Origin of the sequence: Pseudomonas entomophila, from assembly GCF_023277925.1 — a bacterium.
Lineage (GTDB): Bacteria > Pseudomonadota > Gammaproteobacteria > Pseudomonadales > Pseudomonadaceae > Aquipseudomonas > Aquipseudomonas entomophila_D.
The window spans coordinates 3,812,188-3,827,800 of record NZ_CP063832.1 but is presented as its reverse complement, the minus strand read 5'-3'; the positions used below and the strand labels follow the sequence as shown (position 1 = coordinate 3,827,800).

Below are 15,613 nucleotides of genomic sequence, written 5' to 3'. Positions count from 1 at the left end.
TGTGTGCGGTGGCTCCCCCTAGAACCACCCCGCTTGCATGGCGAGGCAGGTGTCGTCGCGGGCCTCGAGCAATGCGAGGTCATTATGGCAGCCCGGCACTTCCCAGGTAAGGAAATAACGCGCGGCCTGGAGCTTGCCCAGGTAGAAGTCGCGGTCGCTGCCCTTGAGCAGGCCAACCTCGGCATGTATGGCCTGTTCCAGCCAGCGCCAGCCGATCACGCAGTGGCCGAATACCTTGAGGTACAGCGCCGAGTTGGCCAGCGCGCCGGCGAGCTTGCCGCTGGCCAGGTCGCCGAGCAGGGTGAGCGTTACCGCTTGCAGGCGGTTGGCCAGTTGCTCCAGCGGCTGACGCAGCGGGTCGAGGTTCGGGTGATGGCTGGCGCGTTCGCAGGTGCCGGCAATCAGGCGGATCAGCTGCTTGAGGCCAGCGCCATTGTTCTGTGCCAGCTTGCGCCCGAGCAGGTCGAGGGACTGGATACCTTCGGTACCTTCGTGGATCGGGTTCAAGCGGTTGTCGCGGTAGTACTGCTCGACCGGGTACTCGCGGGTATAGCCATGGCCGCCGAGGATCTGGATCGCGAGTTCGTTGGCCTTGAGGCAGAACGCCGATGGCCAGGACTTGACGATGGGAGTGAGCAGGTCGAGCAGTTCCAGGGCTTGCCTACGTGCGTGTTCATCCGCCGCGGTGTGGGTGTCGTCGAACAGCCGCGCGGCGTACAGCCCCAGGTCGAAGGCGCCTTCTACATAAGACTTCTGTGCCAGCAGCATGCGCTTCACGTCGCTATGCTCGATGATCGGCACGGCGGGGCTGTGCGGGTCCTTGTTCTCCGGCAGGCGGCCTTGCGGGCGCTGGCGGGCGTAGTCCAGTGAATAGAGGTAGCCGGCATAACCCAGCATCACCGCGCCCATGCCGACGCCGATGCGCGCTTCGTTCATCATCTGGAACATGCAGGCCAGGCCCTGGTGTGGCTGGCCCACCAGGTAGCCGACGCACTGGCCGTTGTCACCGAAGTTCAGCGCGGTGGAGGTGGTGCCGCGCCAGCCCATCTTGTGGAACAGGCCGGCCAGCAGCACATCGTTGCGTGGGCCCAGGCTGCCATCGGCGTTGACCAGGTACTTGGGCACGATGAACAGCGAGATGCCCTTCACCCCTGGCGGTGCGTCCGGCAGCTTGGCCAGGACCATGTGCACGATGTTCTCCGACAACTCGTGGTCACCGCCGGAGATGAAGATCTTGTTGCCCTTGAGCCGGTAGGTGCCGTCGCTGGCTGGCTCGGCACGGGTGCGGATATCCGCCAGGGAGGAACCCGCGTGCGGTTCGGTCAGGGCCATGGTGCCGAAGTAGCGGCCTTCGATCATCGGTTGCAGGAACAGGCGCTTGTGCTCTTCGCTGGCGAAGCGCTCGATCAGGTTGGCGGCGCCCATGGTCAGAAACGGGTAGGCCGTGGTGCCGGCGTTGGCGGCCTGGAAGTGGGCGAAGCAGGCTTGCGATACCAGGCTGGGCAACTGCATGCCGCCGACTTCGAAATCACGGTTGGCGTTGAGCAAGCCGGCTTCGAGGAAGGCGTCCACCGCAGGCTTCACCTCCGGGATCAGCTCGGCACGGCCGTTCACGTAGCGCGGCTCATGCTCGTCGCCCTTGCGGTTGTGCGGGGCGAAGTACTTCTCGGCAATGTTGCGGGCGGTGGTCAGCGCGGCGTCGAAGGTCTCGCGGCTGTGCTCGGCGAAGCGCGGGCGCTGGGTCAGGGCCTCGGCGTCGAGGACCTCGTAGAGTTCGAAGGCGAGGTTGCGGCTGCTGAGAAGTTGCTCGGACATGGCGGCATTCCTGGTTCGGGATGCAGCGAGTCTAGGCGGGGTGGCGCGGCAGGGGACAGGTTAATTGGTTTGGGTGATATGGGTTCAGAAATCACAATGGTCCGAGCGTGCTTCGTGTGGCCCGCGATGGAGTTCTTTCAAGCTGGCGTTACACCGACAGGCGTAGAGTCTAAGTACATCGTCCGCTCGATAACCCATGCACGGCGGTGATGGCTTCGGAATGCTTCGCGAAATACTAGGAGCCTTCCTACGTTAGCGTGGGAATTACCTGGCAATCCTTGATTGAGGCTGTTGCGATTCACTTGGTGCTCCTTCTGAAGTTGAAGAACCTCATGCGACTCATACCTCGTTATAAGATTTACCTTTATCCAGATAGTCAATTCGAGAACCCTTTTTTCGCGGTTTCACATGTCGAGCAAGCGCTGTTGGATCCCGATGAGATTTTTGGGCTGACAGAATTGATCCTTGAGATGGGTTTCTATCCCAGTCAGTGCTTGGAGCCGCTGCCGAAAGGGATCATTTTGGAAAAAGTCGAAAACGCTGAGTGGCTGCTCGCGTGCTCAAACCCATTCAGTCCGTACAGGCCGGACAGCTCCAGCTTGAGGACTGGTCACATGTACCCTCAACGCGGAGACTCCAGTGGGGTTATAGCGCGTAATTCGTCACGAGTTTCTGATCATGCTTTGCAGGTGGCGGCGGGCACAGGGCCGGGAAAATGGGTGCTGAAAAGCATTGATCATGATGTACTTTGGAACATGTTGGCAATTACCGCGAACAGGAGCGGCACAATCTCCAATGAAGGTGGGGTGATCTTCTCCGATGGCAAGGACTGGGCCAATACACGCCGTACACTTATACATGAGTGGGTCGGATTGAGTATGGATGAAAAAAGTTTTGAGCTGGGCTCGGCTATTCATCGTTATGGTGAGCTCAAGAGGACGACCCAGAAGTATGTCGAGGCAGATGATCATTGGGCGTTGAAAGGTCAGTCTTGGCACTGGGTGCCAGCAACACCTGACAAGATTTTCGAACGGAGAAATTAAGTGAGTGCTCCTGCGTCAAACAAGTATATCTGGTGGGGGTGGGGCGTGCTGGATGTGCTTTATCTTCTTGATTATGTGCTAAGCAGTATTTTGCGAGGCAACGCCCCGTTCTACTCTGATGCGCTGAGTGCAATGCGACTGATCGACGACCACGGTGATTATGCGATCGCATTTGTAGTACTCGGATGGGTGCTGCAGTTGTCGATCATCGCAAGCAGCATCCTGCTTATGCGTCGAAGCATGTGGGGGCAGAGGCTGGTATGGGTACAGTTGCCACTCAGGCTCTTCTTGTTCGTTCCTTCGGTGTCTGTGCTCTTGTCTTATGCGGGTTTCCATTTCGCGGCCGGGTCGGTGCAACTGATCGCATGGGTGGTCGTAACCGAGCTGGTGAAGGTCTGGAGTCTCTGGGTCTTTAGAAGTGCCCGCTAGACTCGTATGGTTATCCCTGTTCCCTCGAAGGCCTAGCGCTGTATTAGTGGGAGCGGGTTTACCTGCGAAGAGGCCCGCGAGGGGGGCCAATAAAAAAGGAGAGCCTGCGCTCTCCTTTTTCTGTTCAACGACCGTCAGCGTCAGCCGATGGTCATCAGGCTGGCGTTACCGCCCGCAGCAGCGGTGTTCACGCTCACCGCCCGCTCGATCACCAGGCGCTCCAGGGCGATCTGGTGATCGCCGCTCGACAACCCGTGCACGCCGACGATCGCCCCGCCACGCTTGGCCACCTGCTCGCAGACGCCGCGCAGCTGGTCGGAGTGACCGTGGTGGATGACCGCGTCGAAGGCGACGTCGTCCTTGTTCCAGTCGGCCACCAGCTTGATCTTCGCTTGCAGCTCTTTCGGCAGGCGCGCACGCACGGTCTTGGCCGGCTCGCCATCCTGGAATACCGCCGAGCTGCCTACCGAGAGTACCGCTGCAAGCTGGGCCAGCAGGTCGGCTTCGTTGTCGGCCAGGCACAGCACGTGCTCGCGCGGCAGCACGGTGTAGGTGTTGCGCTCGCCGGTCGGGCCAGGCAATACGCGGCTGATACCGCTCTGCGACTGTTCTGCGAACTGCTCGCACAGGGCGGCCAGGTCGCTCATCTGGCTGCTGGCCGCCCAGGTCTTGAGGGTGGTCAGCGGCTTGATCTGCTGGTCGCGCAGGGTGGTGTCGGCCTGGTTGCGCGCATCGTCGGCCTGGAAGTGGCGGGCGATGGCGTCGGCCGGACGGGTCGACAGCAGGCGGTACAGGTACAGCGGGCCACCGGCTTTCGGGCCGGTGCCGGACAAGCCTTCACCACCGAATGGTTGCACGCCGACCACGGCGCCGACGATGTTGCGGTTGACGTACATGTTGCCGGCGTTGACGTTGTCCACCACCTTGGCGATGGTCTCGTCGATGCGGGTGTGCACGCCCAGGGTCAGGCCGTAGCCGGAGGCGTTGATCTGCTCGATGAGCTGATCCAGGTCTTTGCGGTTGTAGCGCACCACGTGCAGCACCGGGCCGAAGATCTCGCGCTTGAGCTCGTCAAAGCTTTCCAGCTCGATCAGGGTCGGCATCACGAAGGTGCCGCGCTTGATCTCTTCGCCTTCGGCGATGGCCACTTGATAGACCGTCCGGCCTTTGTCGCGCATGCCCTGGATGTGCTTCTCGATGCCGGCCTTGGCTTCGGCGTCGATCACCGGGCCGATGTCCACGGACAGGCGCTCGGGGTTACCCAGGCGGCTTTCGGCCATGGCGCCCTTGAGCATTTCGATCACGCGGTCGGCGGAGTCTTCCTGCAAGCACAGCACGCGCAGGGCCGAGCAACGCTGGCCGGCGCTGTCGAACGCGGAGGACACCACGTCGATCACCACCTGCTCGGTCAGCGCCGAGGAGTCGACGATCATGGCGTTCTGGCCACCGGTTTCGGCGATCAGCGGGATCGGGCGGCCGTGGTTGTCCAGGCGCCCGGCGATGTTGCGCTGCAGCAGGCGGGCGACTTCGGTGGAACCGGTGAACATCACGCCCTTGACGCGCTCGTCACCAACCAGGCCGGCACCGACGGTTTCACCTTGGCCCGGCAGCAGTTGCAGCACGCCTTCGGGGATGCCGGCTTCCAGCAGCAGGCGCACGGCTTGGGCAGCGACCAGTGGGGTCTGTTCGGCCGGCTTGGCCAGCACCGGGTTGCCGGCAGCCAGGGCCGCGGCCACCTGGCCGGAGAAGATCGCCAGCGGGAAGTTCCACGGGCTGATGCACACCACCGGGCCCAGCGGGCGGCAGTTGTCGTTGCGCAGGTCGTTGCGTGCCTGCACCGCGTAGTAGCGCAGGAAGTCCACGGCCTCGCGCACTTCGGCGATGGCGTTGGCGTAGGTCTTGCCGGCTTCGCGCACCAGCAGGCCCATCAGCGGCTGGATGTCGGCTTCCATCAGGTCGGCGGCGCGTTCGAGGATCGCGGCGCGCTCGGCCGGCGGGGTGGCCTGCCAGATCGGCGCGGCGTTCAGCGCGCACTGGATGGCGTTGTCGACGTCGCCGACAGTGGCTTCCTGTACATGGCCCACGACATCGCGGTGGTCGGCCGGGTTGTGCACCGGCACGGCAGCTTGTTCGCTGGCGGCGCAGCCCAGCAGCGGGGTGGCTTTCCAGTCGTTGTGGGCGGTGGCCAGCAAGGCGCAGGACAGCGACGCCAGGCGGTGTTCGTTGGCCATGTCGATACCGGCCGAGTTGGCCCGCTCGCTGCCATACAGCTCACGCGGCATCGGGATGCGTGGGTGCGGCAGGCCAATGCTGCCTTCCTGGGTGCCCATGCGCTCGATGCTGGCGACCGGGTCGGCGACCAGTTCCTGGATGGAGATCGAATGGTCGGCGATGCGGTTGACGAACGAGGTGTTGGCGCCGTTTTCCAGCAGGCGGCGCACCAGGTAGGCCAGCAGGGTTTCGTGAGTACCGACCGGCGCGTACACGCGGCACGGACGGTTCAGCTTGCCTTCGGATACCTTGCCTACAACCTGCTCGTACAACGGTTCGCCCATGCCGTGCAGGCACTGGAACTCGTATTGGCCTGGGTAGTAGTTCTGGCCGGCGATCTGGTAGATGGCCGACAGCGTGTGGGCGTTGTGGGTGGCGAACTGTGGGTAGATGGCTTCTGGCACCGACAGCAGCTTGCGGGCGCAGGCGATATAAGAGACGTCGGTGTACACCTTGCGGGTGTAGACCGGGTAGCCTTCCAGGCCCTCGACCTGGGCGCGCTTGATCTCGCTGTCCCAGTAGGCACCCTTCACCAGGCGGATCATCAGGCGGTGGCGGCTGCGCTTGGCCAGGTCGATGACGTAGTCGATCACGTACGGGCAGCGCTTCTGGTAGGCCTGGATAACGAAGCCGATACCGTTCCAGCCGGCCAGCGACGGTTCGAAGCACAGGCGCTCGAGCAGGTCCAGCGACAGCTCCAGGCGGTCAGCCTCTTCGGCGTCGATGTTCAGGCCGATGTCGTACTGCTTGGCCAGCAGGGTCAGCGACAGCAGGCGCGGGTACAGCTCGTTCATCACGCGCTCGTACTGGGCGCGGCTGTAGCGCGGGTGCAGGGCCGACAGCTTGATCGAGATGCCTGGGCCTTCATAGATGCCACGGCCATGGGAAGCCTTGCCGATCGAGTGGATCGCCTGCTCGTAGGAGGCCAGGTACTTCTGCGCGTCGTGCTCGGTCAGGGCCGCTTCGCCGAGCATGTCATAGCTGTAGCGGAAGCCCTTGGCTTCGAACTTGCTGGCGTTGGCCAGGGCTTCGGCGATGGTCTCGCCAGTGACGAACTGCTCGCCCATCAGGCGCATGGCCATGTCGACACCCTTGCGGATCATCGGCTCGCCGCTCTTGCCGATGATGCGGGTGAGCGAGGAGGTCAGGCCGGATTCGTTGTGGGTGCTGACCAGCTTGCCGGTCAGCAGCAGGCCCCAGGTGGCGGCGTTGACGAACAGCGACGGGCTGTTGCCCAGGTGCGGCTGCCAGTTGCCGGTGCTGATCTTGTCGCGGATCAGCGCGTCACGGGTGCCTTTGTCGGGGATGCGCAGCAGGGCTTCGGCCAGGCACATCAGGGCCACGCCTTCCTGCGAGGACAGTGAGAACTCCTGCAGCAGCCCCTGGACGATGCCGGCGCGGCCACCGGCGCTCTTCTGGTTGCGCAGCTTGTCGGCCAGGCTTGCCGCCAGCTTGTTGGTGGCTTCGGCTTGCGCGGCCGGCAGGCGCGCCTGCTCCAGCAGCATGGGTACCACTTCCTGCTCGGGACGGCGGTAGGCGGCGGTGATCGCCGAGCGCAGCACCGATTGCGGCAGGATGCTTTCGGCGAACTCCAGGAAGCACTGGTGGGCGTGGTCGGCGGCTACTTCGCCAGCGTCGTCGCCGAGGCTGGCAACGTGGCCGTTCAGTTCGTTCAGGGTGGCGCCACCCTCGAGCTTCTCGAGATAGTTGAAGATCGCTTGCTTGATCAACCAGTGCGGCGTGCGGTCAATGGATTGCGCAGCTGCTTTGAGTCGCTCACGGGTCGGGTCGTCGAGTTTGACCCCAAGGGTGGTCGTCGCCATTTCTTATCCTCGTTATTGGCCACGGATGTGGCCTAAGCTGGAAGCAAGATTAGCCTGTAGGACAATTCAGGTGCAACCGGGTGCAACCCGAAATCTTCATGGCAAAGGTGCAACTCGTCTGAAGGGCACCTTTGATCGGTCGAAAGGTTCTTTTTTGGTGCATTTGTTTATGTAAAACGCGGTTTTTGCTCCGAAAAGGAGCAAAAAAGGGGCTTTGTCTGAAAGCACATGGTTGGGTGCAACTAGCAAATGAAAAATGGTTGCACCTCGTTCATGTTGTTGCATAGGATGCGCCGCCTGGGTGCAACCGTCGTGCACGGCGGTCGCAAGAGATAAAAACAACGCCAGGGCACAACTCATGGGCAATCCACTAACGATCACCTTCGTGATCTACATTGCGGCAATGGTGCTGATCGGCTTCGCCGCCTATCGCTCCACCAAGAACCTTTCCGACTATATTCTCGGCGGCCGTAGTCTCGGCAGCGTGGTCACCGCGCTTTCCGCCGGCGCATCGGACATGAGCGGCTGGCTGTTGATGGGCCTGCCGGGCGCCATCTACTTCGCAGGCCTTTCCGAGGCCTGGATCGCCATTGGCCTGACCGTCGGCGCCTACCTGAACTGGCTGTTCGTCGCCGGCCGCCTGCGTGTGCAGACCGAGCACAACGGTGACGCCCTGACGCTGCCGGACTACTTCTCCAGCCGTTTCGAAGACAAGACTGGCCTGCTGCGGATCATCTCGGCCATCGTCATCCTGGTGTTCTTCACCATCTACTGCGCCTCTGGCATCGTTGCCGGCGCCCGTCTGTTCGAAAGCACCTTCGGCATGTCATACGAAACCGCCCTGTGGGCGGGTGCCGCGGCAACCATCGCCTACACCTTCGTCGGTGGTTTCCTGGCGGTGAGCTGGACCGACACCGTGCAGGCCTCGCTGATGATCTTCGCGTTGATCCTGACCCCTATCATCGTGCTGATCTCCACAGGTGGCTTCGATACCACCTTCCTGGCGATCGAGGCGGTGAACCCGGCTCACTTCGACATGTTCAAGGGCGCCACCTTCATCGGCATCATCTCGCTGATGGGTTGGGGCCTGGGCTACTTCGGCCAGCCGCACATCCTGGCGCGCTTCATGGCCGCCGACTCGGTGAAGTCGATCGCCAACGCCCGCCGCATCTCCATGACCTGGATGATCCTGTGCCTGGGCGGCACCTGTGCCGTTGGTTTCTTTGGCATCGCCTACTTCTCGGCGCACCCTGACCTGGCGGGTCCGGTCACCGAGAACCACGAGCGTGTGTTCATCGAGCTGGCCAAGATCCTGTTCAACCCATGGGTCGCCGGTGTGCTGCTGTCGGCCATTCTGGCCGCGGTGATGAGCACCCTGAGCTGCCAGCTGCTGGTGTGCTCGAGCGCCCTGACCGAAGACTTCTACAAATCGTTCCTGCGCAAGAATGCCTCGCAGAAGGAACTGGTATGGGTCGGTCGCCTGATGGTGTTGGCCGTTGCGCTGATCGCTATCGCCATGGCCGCCAACCCGGAGAACCGCGTGCTGGGCCTGGTGGCCTATGCCTGGGCTGGCTTCGGTGCCGCCTTCGGTCCGGTGGTGCTGATCTCGGTGCTGTGGAAGGGCATGACCCGCAACGGCGCGCTGGCCGGCATCGTGGTGGGCGCCCTGACCGTGATCCTGTGGAAGAACTACGTGGGCCTGGGCCTGTACGAGATCATCCCGGGCTTCCTGTTCGCCAGTATTGCCATCCTGGTGGTGAGCAAGCTGGGCAGCCCGTCGAAGAGCATGGTTTCGCGTTTCGAAACGGCTGATGCGGCGTATCACGCTGACAAGTAACGCCTGCTGAATCGGGGTAATCCCTCGCGCGGGGCAAGCCCGCTCTCACGTTGCCGCTACAGGGCGCGTGGGAGCGGGCTTGCCCCGCGATGCTTTTGTGTCTACTGCAAGGCAGGGTAAACTTGCCGCCCCCGCAGGAGTCGCCATGAACTATCGTCACGCCTTCCACGCCGGCAACCACGCCGACGTTCTCAAGCATATCGTGCTCACCCGCCTCATCGCCCTGATGTCGCGCAAGGAGCAGCCGTTCGCCTATATCGACACCCATGCCGGCCTCGGTCTCTATGACCTGCAAGGCGACCAGGCGAGCCGTACCGGCGAATACCTCGAAGGTGTCGCCCGCTTGTGGAATCGCGACGACCTGCCGGAAGTGACCGCCGACTACCTGCGCATCATCAAGCGCCTGAACCAGGACGGGGAGCTGCGCTACTACCCTGGCTCTCCCGAGCTGGCACGGCGCCTGATGCGCCAGCAGGACCGTGCCCTGCTCAACGAGAAGCACCCTGAAGATGGGGCGCTGCTCAAGGAAAACATGAAGAAGGACCCGCGGGTCACCGTGCACCTGGGTGAGGGTTGGCATATCCCGCGGGCCCTGCTGCCGGTGCAGGAAAAGCGCGCGATCATGCTGATCGACCCGCCGTTCGAGCAGGCCGACGAGCTCAAGCGTTGCACCGTGGCCATGAAGGAAGCGATCGGTCGCATGCGCCAGACTGTCGCGGCTATCTGGTACCCGATCAAGGACCAGCGCTCGCTGACCCGCTTCTACCAGGACCTGACCAGCACGGGCGCACCCAAACTGCTGCGGGTCGAACTGTATGTGCATCACCAGGACAGCCCGCAGGGCCTGAATGGTTCGGGCCTGGCCATCGCCAACCCGCCATGGGGCCTGGAAGACGAACTCAAGGCGCTGCTGCCCTGGCTGGCCAAGGAGCTGGCGCAGACCGCTGGCAGTTTCCGCATGGACTGGCTGATCGCCGAATAGCTAGCCGCATTCCTTGTAGGAGCCGGCCTTGCCGGCGAACAACGGCAAGGCCGGTGCCATCCTGCGCGGCGCTTGCTTCGCCAGCAAGGCTGGCTCCTACAGGGTGAAACGGTGGCCGAACCCGCCTGATCGCTCCCGCGTCTATGCATCGCGCCTGGCGATGTTTGCGTTATAATCCCGCCCTTTAGCCGCCATCCGCCCAAGAGGCCGCTGGCGCATTTCTACCGATTTGAGAGGCTAGACCCTTGGCACTGACGATTCTTGGCCTGTCCGGCGCCCTTAGCCATGACCCTTCCGCGGCCCTGTACATCGACGGCAAGCTGATTGCCGCCGCCGAAGAAGAGCGCTTCGTGCGTGACAAGCATGCGAAGAACCGCATGCCCTACGAGTCGGCGAAGTTCTGCCTGGAGCAGGCCGGCATCAAGCCATCGGACGTTGACGTGGTGGCGATTCCCTTCGCTCCGATCAGCCTGTTCGGCAAGGCCCGTTGGCACTATGCCAAGCGCTACTGGTACGCCCCGGACCGCGCCCTCGACGCGCTGCTGATGGGCAACCGCCGCTACAAGCGCTACCGCAAGAAGATCGTCTGGTGCCTGGAGCAGTTGGGCTTCGACCCGAAGAAAATCAAGATCGAGCCGGTCGAACACCACCTGGCCCACGCCTCCAGCGCCTACCATTGCTCGGGCTTCAAGGAAAAGACCGCAATCCTCGGTATCGACGGCAAGGGTGAGTACGCCACTACCTTCTTTGGCTATGGCGAAAACGGCAAGATCCACAAGATCAAGGAGTTCTTCGATCCGGACTCGTTGGGTGGCCTGTATGGCGCGATCACCGAGTTCCTCGGCTTCGAGATGCTTGACGGCGAATTCAAGGTCATGGGCATGGCGCCGTATGGCGATGCCAGCAAGTACGACTTCTCGCGCCTGGCCAGCTTTGAAAACGGCGAGCTGGTGATCAACACCGAATACGCCAACGTCATCGGCCTGCGCCGTTATAAAGAGAAGGGCAAGGGCTTCTACTTCTCGCCCAAGCTGATCGAGTGGCTGGGCCCGAAACGCGAAGGTGACATCGCCGACGAACCATACATCCACTATGCGGCGAGCATGCAGGCGCTGTTCGAGAAGCTCGCCCTGCAGATGATCGACCATTACCTGGGCGACACGTTGAAAGAAACCGGCAAGCTGGCTTTCGCTGGCGGCTGCGCGCTGAACGTCAAGCTCAACCAGAAGATCATCGCCCGTGACGATGTGAAAGAGCTGTTCGTCCAGCCGGCTTCCGGCGATGCCGGTACTGCGGTGGGTGCTGCTGCCTACGTGTCCCACGCCCGTGGCGTGCCGGTCGAGAAGATGGAGCACGTCTACCTCGGCCCCGCATACTCCAACGAAGACGTGATCGCTGCCTGTGCCCGCCACCCGAGCCAACCGAAATGGCGCAAGCTGGAGAACATGCCTGAGCAGATCGCCAAGATCATGGTCGATGGCAACCCGGTGGCCTGGTTCCAGGGCCGCATGGAGTTTGGCCCGCGTGCCCTGGGTGGTCGTTCGATCATTGGTTGCCCAAGCGTGGAAGGCGTGGCCGACCGCATCAACCACCAGATCAAGTTCCGCGAGCGCTGGAGGCCTTTCTGCCCGTCGATGCTCGACACCGTCGCGCCGCAGATGATCAAGATCGATCACCCGGCACCGTTCATGACCTTCACCTTCGAAGTGGCCGAAGAGTGGAAGAGCCGCGTCCCGGAAGTGGTGCACGAGGACGGCACGTCCCGCGCCCAGGTGCTCAAGCGCGAGTACAACCCGCGCTACTACGACATGATGAAGGCACTGGAAGAGCTGACCGGCAACGGCGTGTCGCTGAACACTTCGCTGAACCGCCGTGGTGAACCGATGATCTGCTCTCCGACCGACGCCCTAAACATGTTCTTCGGCTCGGACCTGCAATACCTGATCATGGAAGACATCCTGGTGGTCAAGGATGGCGCGGCGCCATATGACCAGCCGCTCTGAACCCCGGATCCTGCAGTTCTGCCATGGCTATGACGGGCCGTTCCTCGATTGCGCCCGTCAATATGCCAGCCTGTTCCAGGGCAGCGGCTACAAGGTCACCACCGTCTTCCTCACCGGGGCAGCCGACGCGCAAGTCGCGGCGGGCTGCGCGTCGGACGAGGTGCTGTTTCTCGAGTTCAGCTCCAAGGCCGTGCGCGGCCTGAAGCTGGGCGCGATCCGTGCGCTGCGCAAGATCGCCGTGCAACGCAACTTCAGTTTTTGCATCGCCCACCGCTTCAAGCCGATCTACGTGGCACTGCTGGGCACCGGCTTGCCGGTGATCGGCGTGCATCACGCCTTCGGCGACTACCAGCGCAAGGGGCGGCGCCTGTTCGCCAACCTGTTCCGTAGGCGCCTGAGCCTGCTGGGTGTGTCGGATGCAGTGCGCGACGACATGCGCCGTTGCCTGGCGCAGTGGCCGGCCGAGCGTATCCAGACCCTGTACAACCGTGTCGATGTCGCGGCGTTGCAGGCCACCCTGGTGCCGCGCGACGAGGCGCGGCGGGCCCTGGGGCTGGATGAGCAGGCCTGGGTCGTGGGTAACGTCGGGCGCCTGCACCCGGACAAGGATCAGGCCACCTTGCTGCGCGGCTTTGCCGAAGCGCTGCCGGGGCTGCCTGCCGGTGCGCGCCTGGCGATTCTCGGCAAAGGGCGCCTGGAGGCGAAGCTCAAGGCGCAGGCCGTCGAGCTGGGGGTCGCCGACCAGGTCGATTTTCTCGGCCAAGTGCCGGATGCCCGCCGCTATTTCCAGGCGTTCGATGTATTTGCCCTTAGCTCGGACCACGAGCCGTTCGGGATGGTCCTGCTCGAGGCGATGGTCGCTGGCGTGCCGGTGCTGGCCACCGCTTGCGGCGGCGCCCGCGAAGTCGTCGAAGGCGTGGGCGTGTTGTTCCCGTTGGGCGACGCCGCGCAGCTGGCCCAGGCCCTGAAACATATGGCCGGGCTTGATGCGCAGCAGCGCGCGCTGTGCGCGCAGCATATGCTGCAACGCCTTCACGAGCGGTTCAGCGACCAGGCGGTACGCGATGCTTTCTGGCAGCTGCCGCATGTGCGCGCGCTGGTGGCGGAGGCCTGATGCTCAAGCACATCCAAGCCTGGCGCGAGCGTGGCTGGCAGGTCATCGACGCGGCCACCTACAACGACGCCTGGCAGCGTTTCGGTGGCAGCGTGGCCACGCATCCACGGGTGATCGAACAACTGGCCGACCTCGCGCAAATCCCGGTGCGTTACCTTGGTTGGGTGCAGGGTGGTCAGCTCAAGGCCGCCCTGCCGGCCTGGGGCCGCCACCTGGCGCTATCGAAGGACGTGCTCAAGCGTCATGGCAAGAAAGGCCTGTTCGACCTGGGCAATGCCGAGATCATCCTACCGGCCGCCACCGACGCGGCGGCGCCGTTGCGCCATGCCGGGCGCTACCTGTCGGAACTGAACCAAGGCCGCTTCAGTGGCCTGAAGGCGCAACCCGAGCAGTTGGCCATGGCCCGTGCGCACGAAGACCTTTCAAAGAAGTTTCGCTACAACCAGCGACGCGAGCTGCGCCTGCTGGAAGAGGCGGGCGGCCAGGTGCGCCCGATCAGTGAGTTCACTGCCAGCGAAATCGCTACCATGTACTGCGACCTGTTCCAGCGTCGCTGGGGTTTTCCGGCCACTGGCGCGGCACGTATGGCAGAGGTGGTCGAGCGCCTGCGCGAGCTGTTGATCGGCTCGGTGTTGTTCCTCGACGGGGCGGCCATCGCCATCCAGCTGGTATACCGGGTCGAGGCGCCCGAGTGGATCAGCGTGGAGTATGTCAATGGCGGTGTCGACCCAGAGACCAAGGCCTTCAGCCCGGGCAGCGTGCTGAGCTTCCTCAACACCCAGGCCGCCTGGGAGGATGCCAACGCTTGCGGCAAGGCACTGCGATTCTCGTTCGGTCGTGCCGACCGCGAATACAAGGACCGTTGGTGCAACCCCGTGCCGGTATTCCAGTCGTGAGCCGCAAGCAGCAGTTGCTCAAGCGCCACCGGCGTAACAAGCGCCTGGGGTTGCTGGCGGGCCTGCTGATGCTGGTCGCCCTGGGTGTGTTCGTTGCGTGGTGGTTGCCGCTGTTGCTGCTGCCGCTGTTGTGGGCAGTGCACGAAGCGTGGTTCGCCGATCACCTGTTCTACTCGCCGGGCGAAGACTACGCCTACCGTTTTGCTGAGGACACTCGCGAAGTCGCAGCAAGCCTGCAGGGCGATCTGCTGCAAACCGATGTTGTGCTGCAGGGTGACGAGACACTGATCCTTGAAGTCGGTGTCCGCAGCAGTTGGCTCGGACGCTTCCTCGACCCTCGCGTCGAGCTGCTGGCGGGGGCCGCCAGCGACGTGCAAACGTTCGAGCGTGGCGTCAAAGGGGCGCGCTTCCTCAACCTGACGGGGTTGGCCGAACCGCTTATGGCCGGTACGTTGCGCCTGCGTGGTCGGCATTGCCGATTGCAGGGCGCGCCGCGCCTGTGGATAACCCCAGCGGTCGAACTGCGCAAACGCCGGGTGATGGTCATCGCTCCCCATGCCGACGACGCCGAGCTGGCGGCCTATGGCCTTTACAGCCAGGCCGATGAGACCTGGGTGGTCACCCTGACCGCCGGTGAGATCGAAGCCGAACACTACCAGGCCATGGGCCTGGCCAAGGCCGAGGCAGCCAGGCTGAAGGGTCGCTTGCGTGCCTGGGACAGCATCGCCGTACCACGCTGGGCCGGTGTGCCGGAGTCGCGCTGCGTGCAGTTGGGCTACTTCTGCCTGCAATTGCCGGCCATGCAGGCCGCGCCGGACCAACCGATGGGCTCGCGTGAAGCGGACCTTGCCGACACTCGCGTCTTCCGCCGTTTCAATCCTTTCCCGCTGCCGGCCGATGCCGACGGCGTGCCGACCTGGTACAACCTGCTGGCCGACCTGCGTGCCCTGCTCGAGATGGCCCGGCCCCAGGTGCTGGTGATGCCGCATCCGGTGCTGGATCCGCATCCGGATCACATCTGTGCCCAGGCCGCCGTGCTCGAAGCGCTGCAAGGTCTGGCGTGGCAGCCTGAAACCTTGCTGTGCTACGCCAACCACCTGCATGACAACGACCGCTGGCCAATGGGCGACAGCGGTGATGGCGTGGCCTTGCCGCCGCAACTGGAAGCCGTTGAAGCCTGGGCACCCTGCAGCCTGGTGCTGGACATCGACACCCAGCGCGACAAGGCCATGGCCCTGGGCATGATGCACGACCTGCAACCCGCGCCCCCTTTCAAGCGTCGCCTGCGCCGAGCATTGCAACGCTGGCTGGCAGGGCGCCGCCCATCGCCGTATGGGGAGAACGAGTTCTTCCGCAAGGCGGTGCGCCGACATGAACTGTTCTGGCGTCGCGACCTGTGA

At 63.4% G+C, this 15,613-nt stretch carries 11 protein-coding genes; 8 read left to right on the top strand and 3 right to left on the bottom strand.

Going from position 1 to position 15,613, the window contains the following annotated elements; genetic code table 11:
• Positions 1-18: 18 nt before the first annotated feature.
• Positions 19-1,815, bottom strand: coding sequence for an acyl-CoA dehydrogenase (locus IM733_RS16930; RefSeq protein WP_248917696.1), 1,797 nt, complete (start codon positions 1,813-1,815; stop codon positions 19-21).
• Between the two features lie 332 nt (positions 1,816-2,147).
• On the opposite strand from IM733_RS16930, the gene IM733_RS16925 reads away from it, so the two are divergent.
• Together IM733_RS16925 and IM733_RS16920 are read left to right on the top strand one after the other, a co-directional pair.
• A complete protein-coding gene (locus IM733_RS16925) occupies positions 2,148-2,858 on the top strand; it encodes a hypothetical protein (RefSeq protein WP_248917695.1) in 711 nt (236 codons plus the stop codon).
• Positions 2,859-3,287 carry a hypothetical protein gene (locus IM733_RS16920; protein ID WP_248917694.1) on the top strand — a complete coding sequence of 143 codons (429 nt, stop codon included), beginning with the start codon at positions 2,859-2,861 and terminating at the stop codon, positions 3,285-3,287.
• A 140-nt stretch (positions 3,288-3,427) separates the two neighbouring features.
• On the opposite strand, the gene putA is transcribed toward IM733_RS16920, so the two are convergent.
• On the bottom strand, positions 3,428-7,381 hold the full coding sequence (putA, locus tag IM733_RS16915) for a trifunctional transcriptional regulator/proline dehydrogenase/L-glutamate gamma-semialdehyde dehydrogenase (RefSeq protein ID WP_248917693.1): 3,954 nt from the start codon (positions 7,379-7,381) through the stop codon (positions 3,428-3,430).
• A gap of 96 nt (positions 7,382-7,477) precedes the next feature.
• Complete coding sequence (locus tag IM733_RS16910) at positions 7,478-7,741, bottom strand: hypothetical protein (protein ID WP_248917692.1); 264 nt, start codon at positions 7,739-7,741, stop codon at positions 7,478-7,480.
• Here IM733_RS16910 and putP point away from each other — a divergent pair.
• The 6 genes from putP to IM733_RS16880 all read left to right on the top strand — a co-directional run bounded on the left by putP (position 7,740) and on the right by IM733_RS16880 (position 15,613).
• Positions 7,740-9,218 carry a sodium/proline symporter PutP gene (gene putP, locus IM733_RS16905; protein ID WP_248917691.1) on the top strand — a complete coding sequence of 493 codons (1,479 nt, stop codon included), beginning with the start codon at positions 7,740-7,742 and terminating at the stop codon, positions 9,216-9,218. The genes IM733_RS16910 and putP overlap by 2 nt on opposite strands.
• Positions 9,219-9,363: 145 nt before the next feature.
• The gene (locus tag IM733_RS16900; protein WP_248917690.1) at positions 9,364-10,200 is read left to right on the top strand and encodes a 23S rRNA (adenine(2030)-N(6))-methyltransferase RlmJ; all 837 of its coding nucleotides are present in this window, start codon (positions 9,364-9,366) and stop codon (positions 10,198-10,200) included.
• 245 nt (positions 10,201-10,445) lie between these two features.
• Positions 10,446-12,203 carry a carbamoyltransferase family protein gene (locus IM733_RS16895; protein WP_248917689.1) on the top strand — a complete coding sequence of 586 codons (1,758 nt, stop codon included), beginning with the start codon at positions 10,446-10,448 and terminating at the stop codon, positions 12,201-12,203.
• A complete protein-coding gene (locus tag IM733_RS16890) occupies positions 12,187-13,317 on the top strand; it encodes a glycosyltransferase (protein WP_248917688.1) in 1,131 nt (376 codons plus the stop codon). The genes IM733_RS16895 and IM733_RS16890 overlap by 17 nt, the downstream gene beginning before the upstream one ends.
• Complete coding sequence (locus tag IM733_RS16885) at positions 13,317-14,213, top strand: antimicrobial resistance protein Mig-14 (protein WP_248917687.1); 897 nt, start codon at positions 13,317-13,319, stop codon at positions 14,211-14,213. The genes IM733_RS16890 and IM733_RS16885 overlap by 1 nt, the downstream gene beginning before the upstream one ends.
• Positions 14,210-15,613, top strand: a complete 1,404-nt coding sequence (locus IM733_RS16880; protein ID WP_248921188.1) for a PIG-L deacetylase family protein — start codon at positions 14,210-14,212, stop codon at positions 15,611-15,613. The genes IM733_RS16885 and IM733_RS16880 overlap by 4 nt, the downstream gene beginning before the upstream one ends.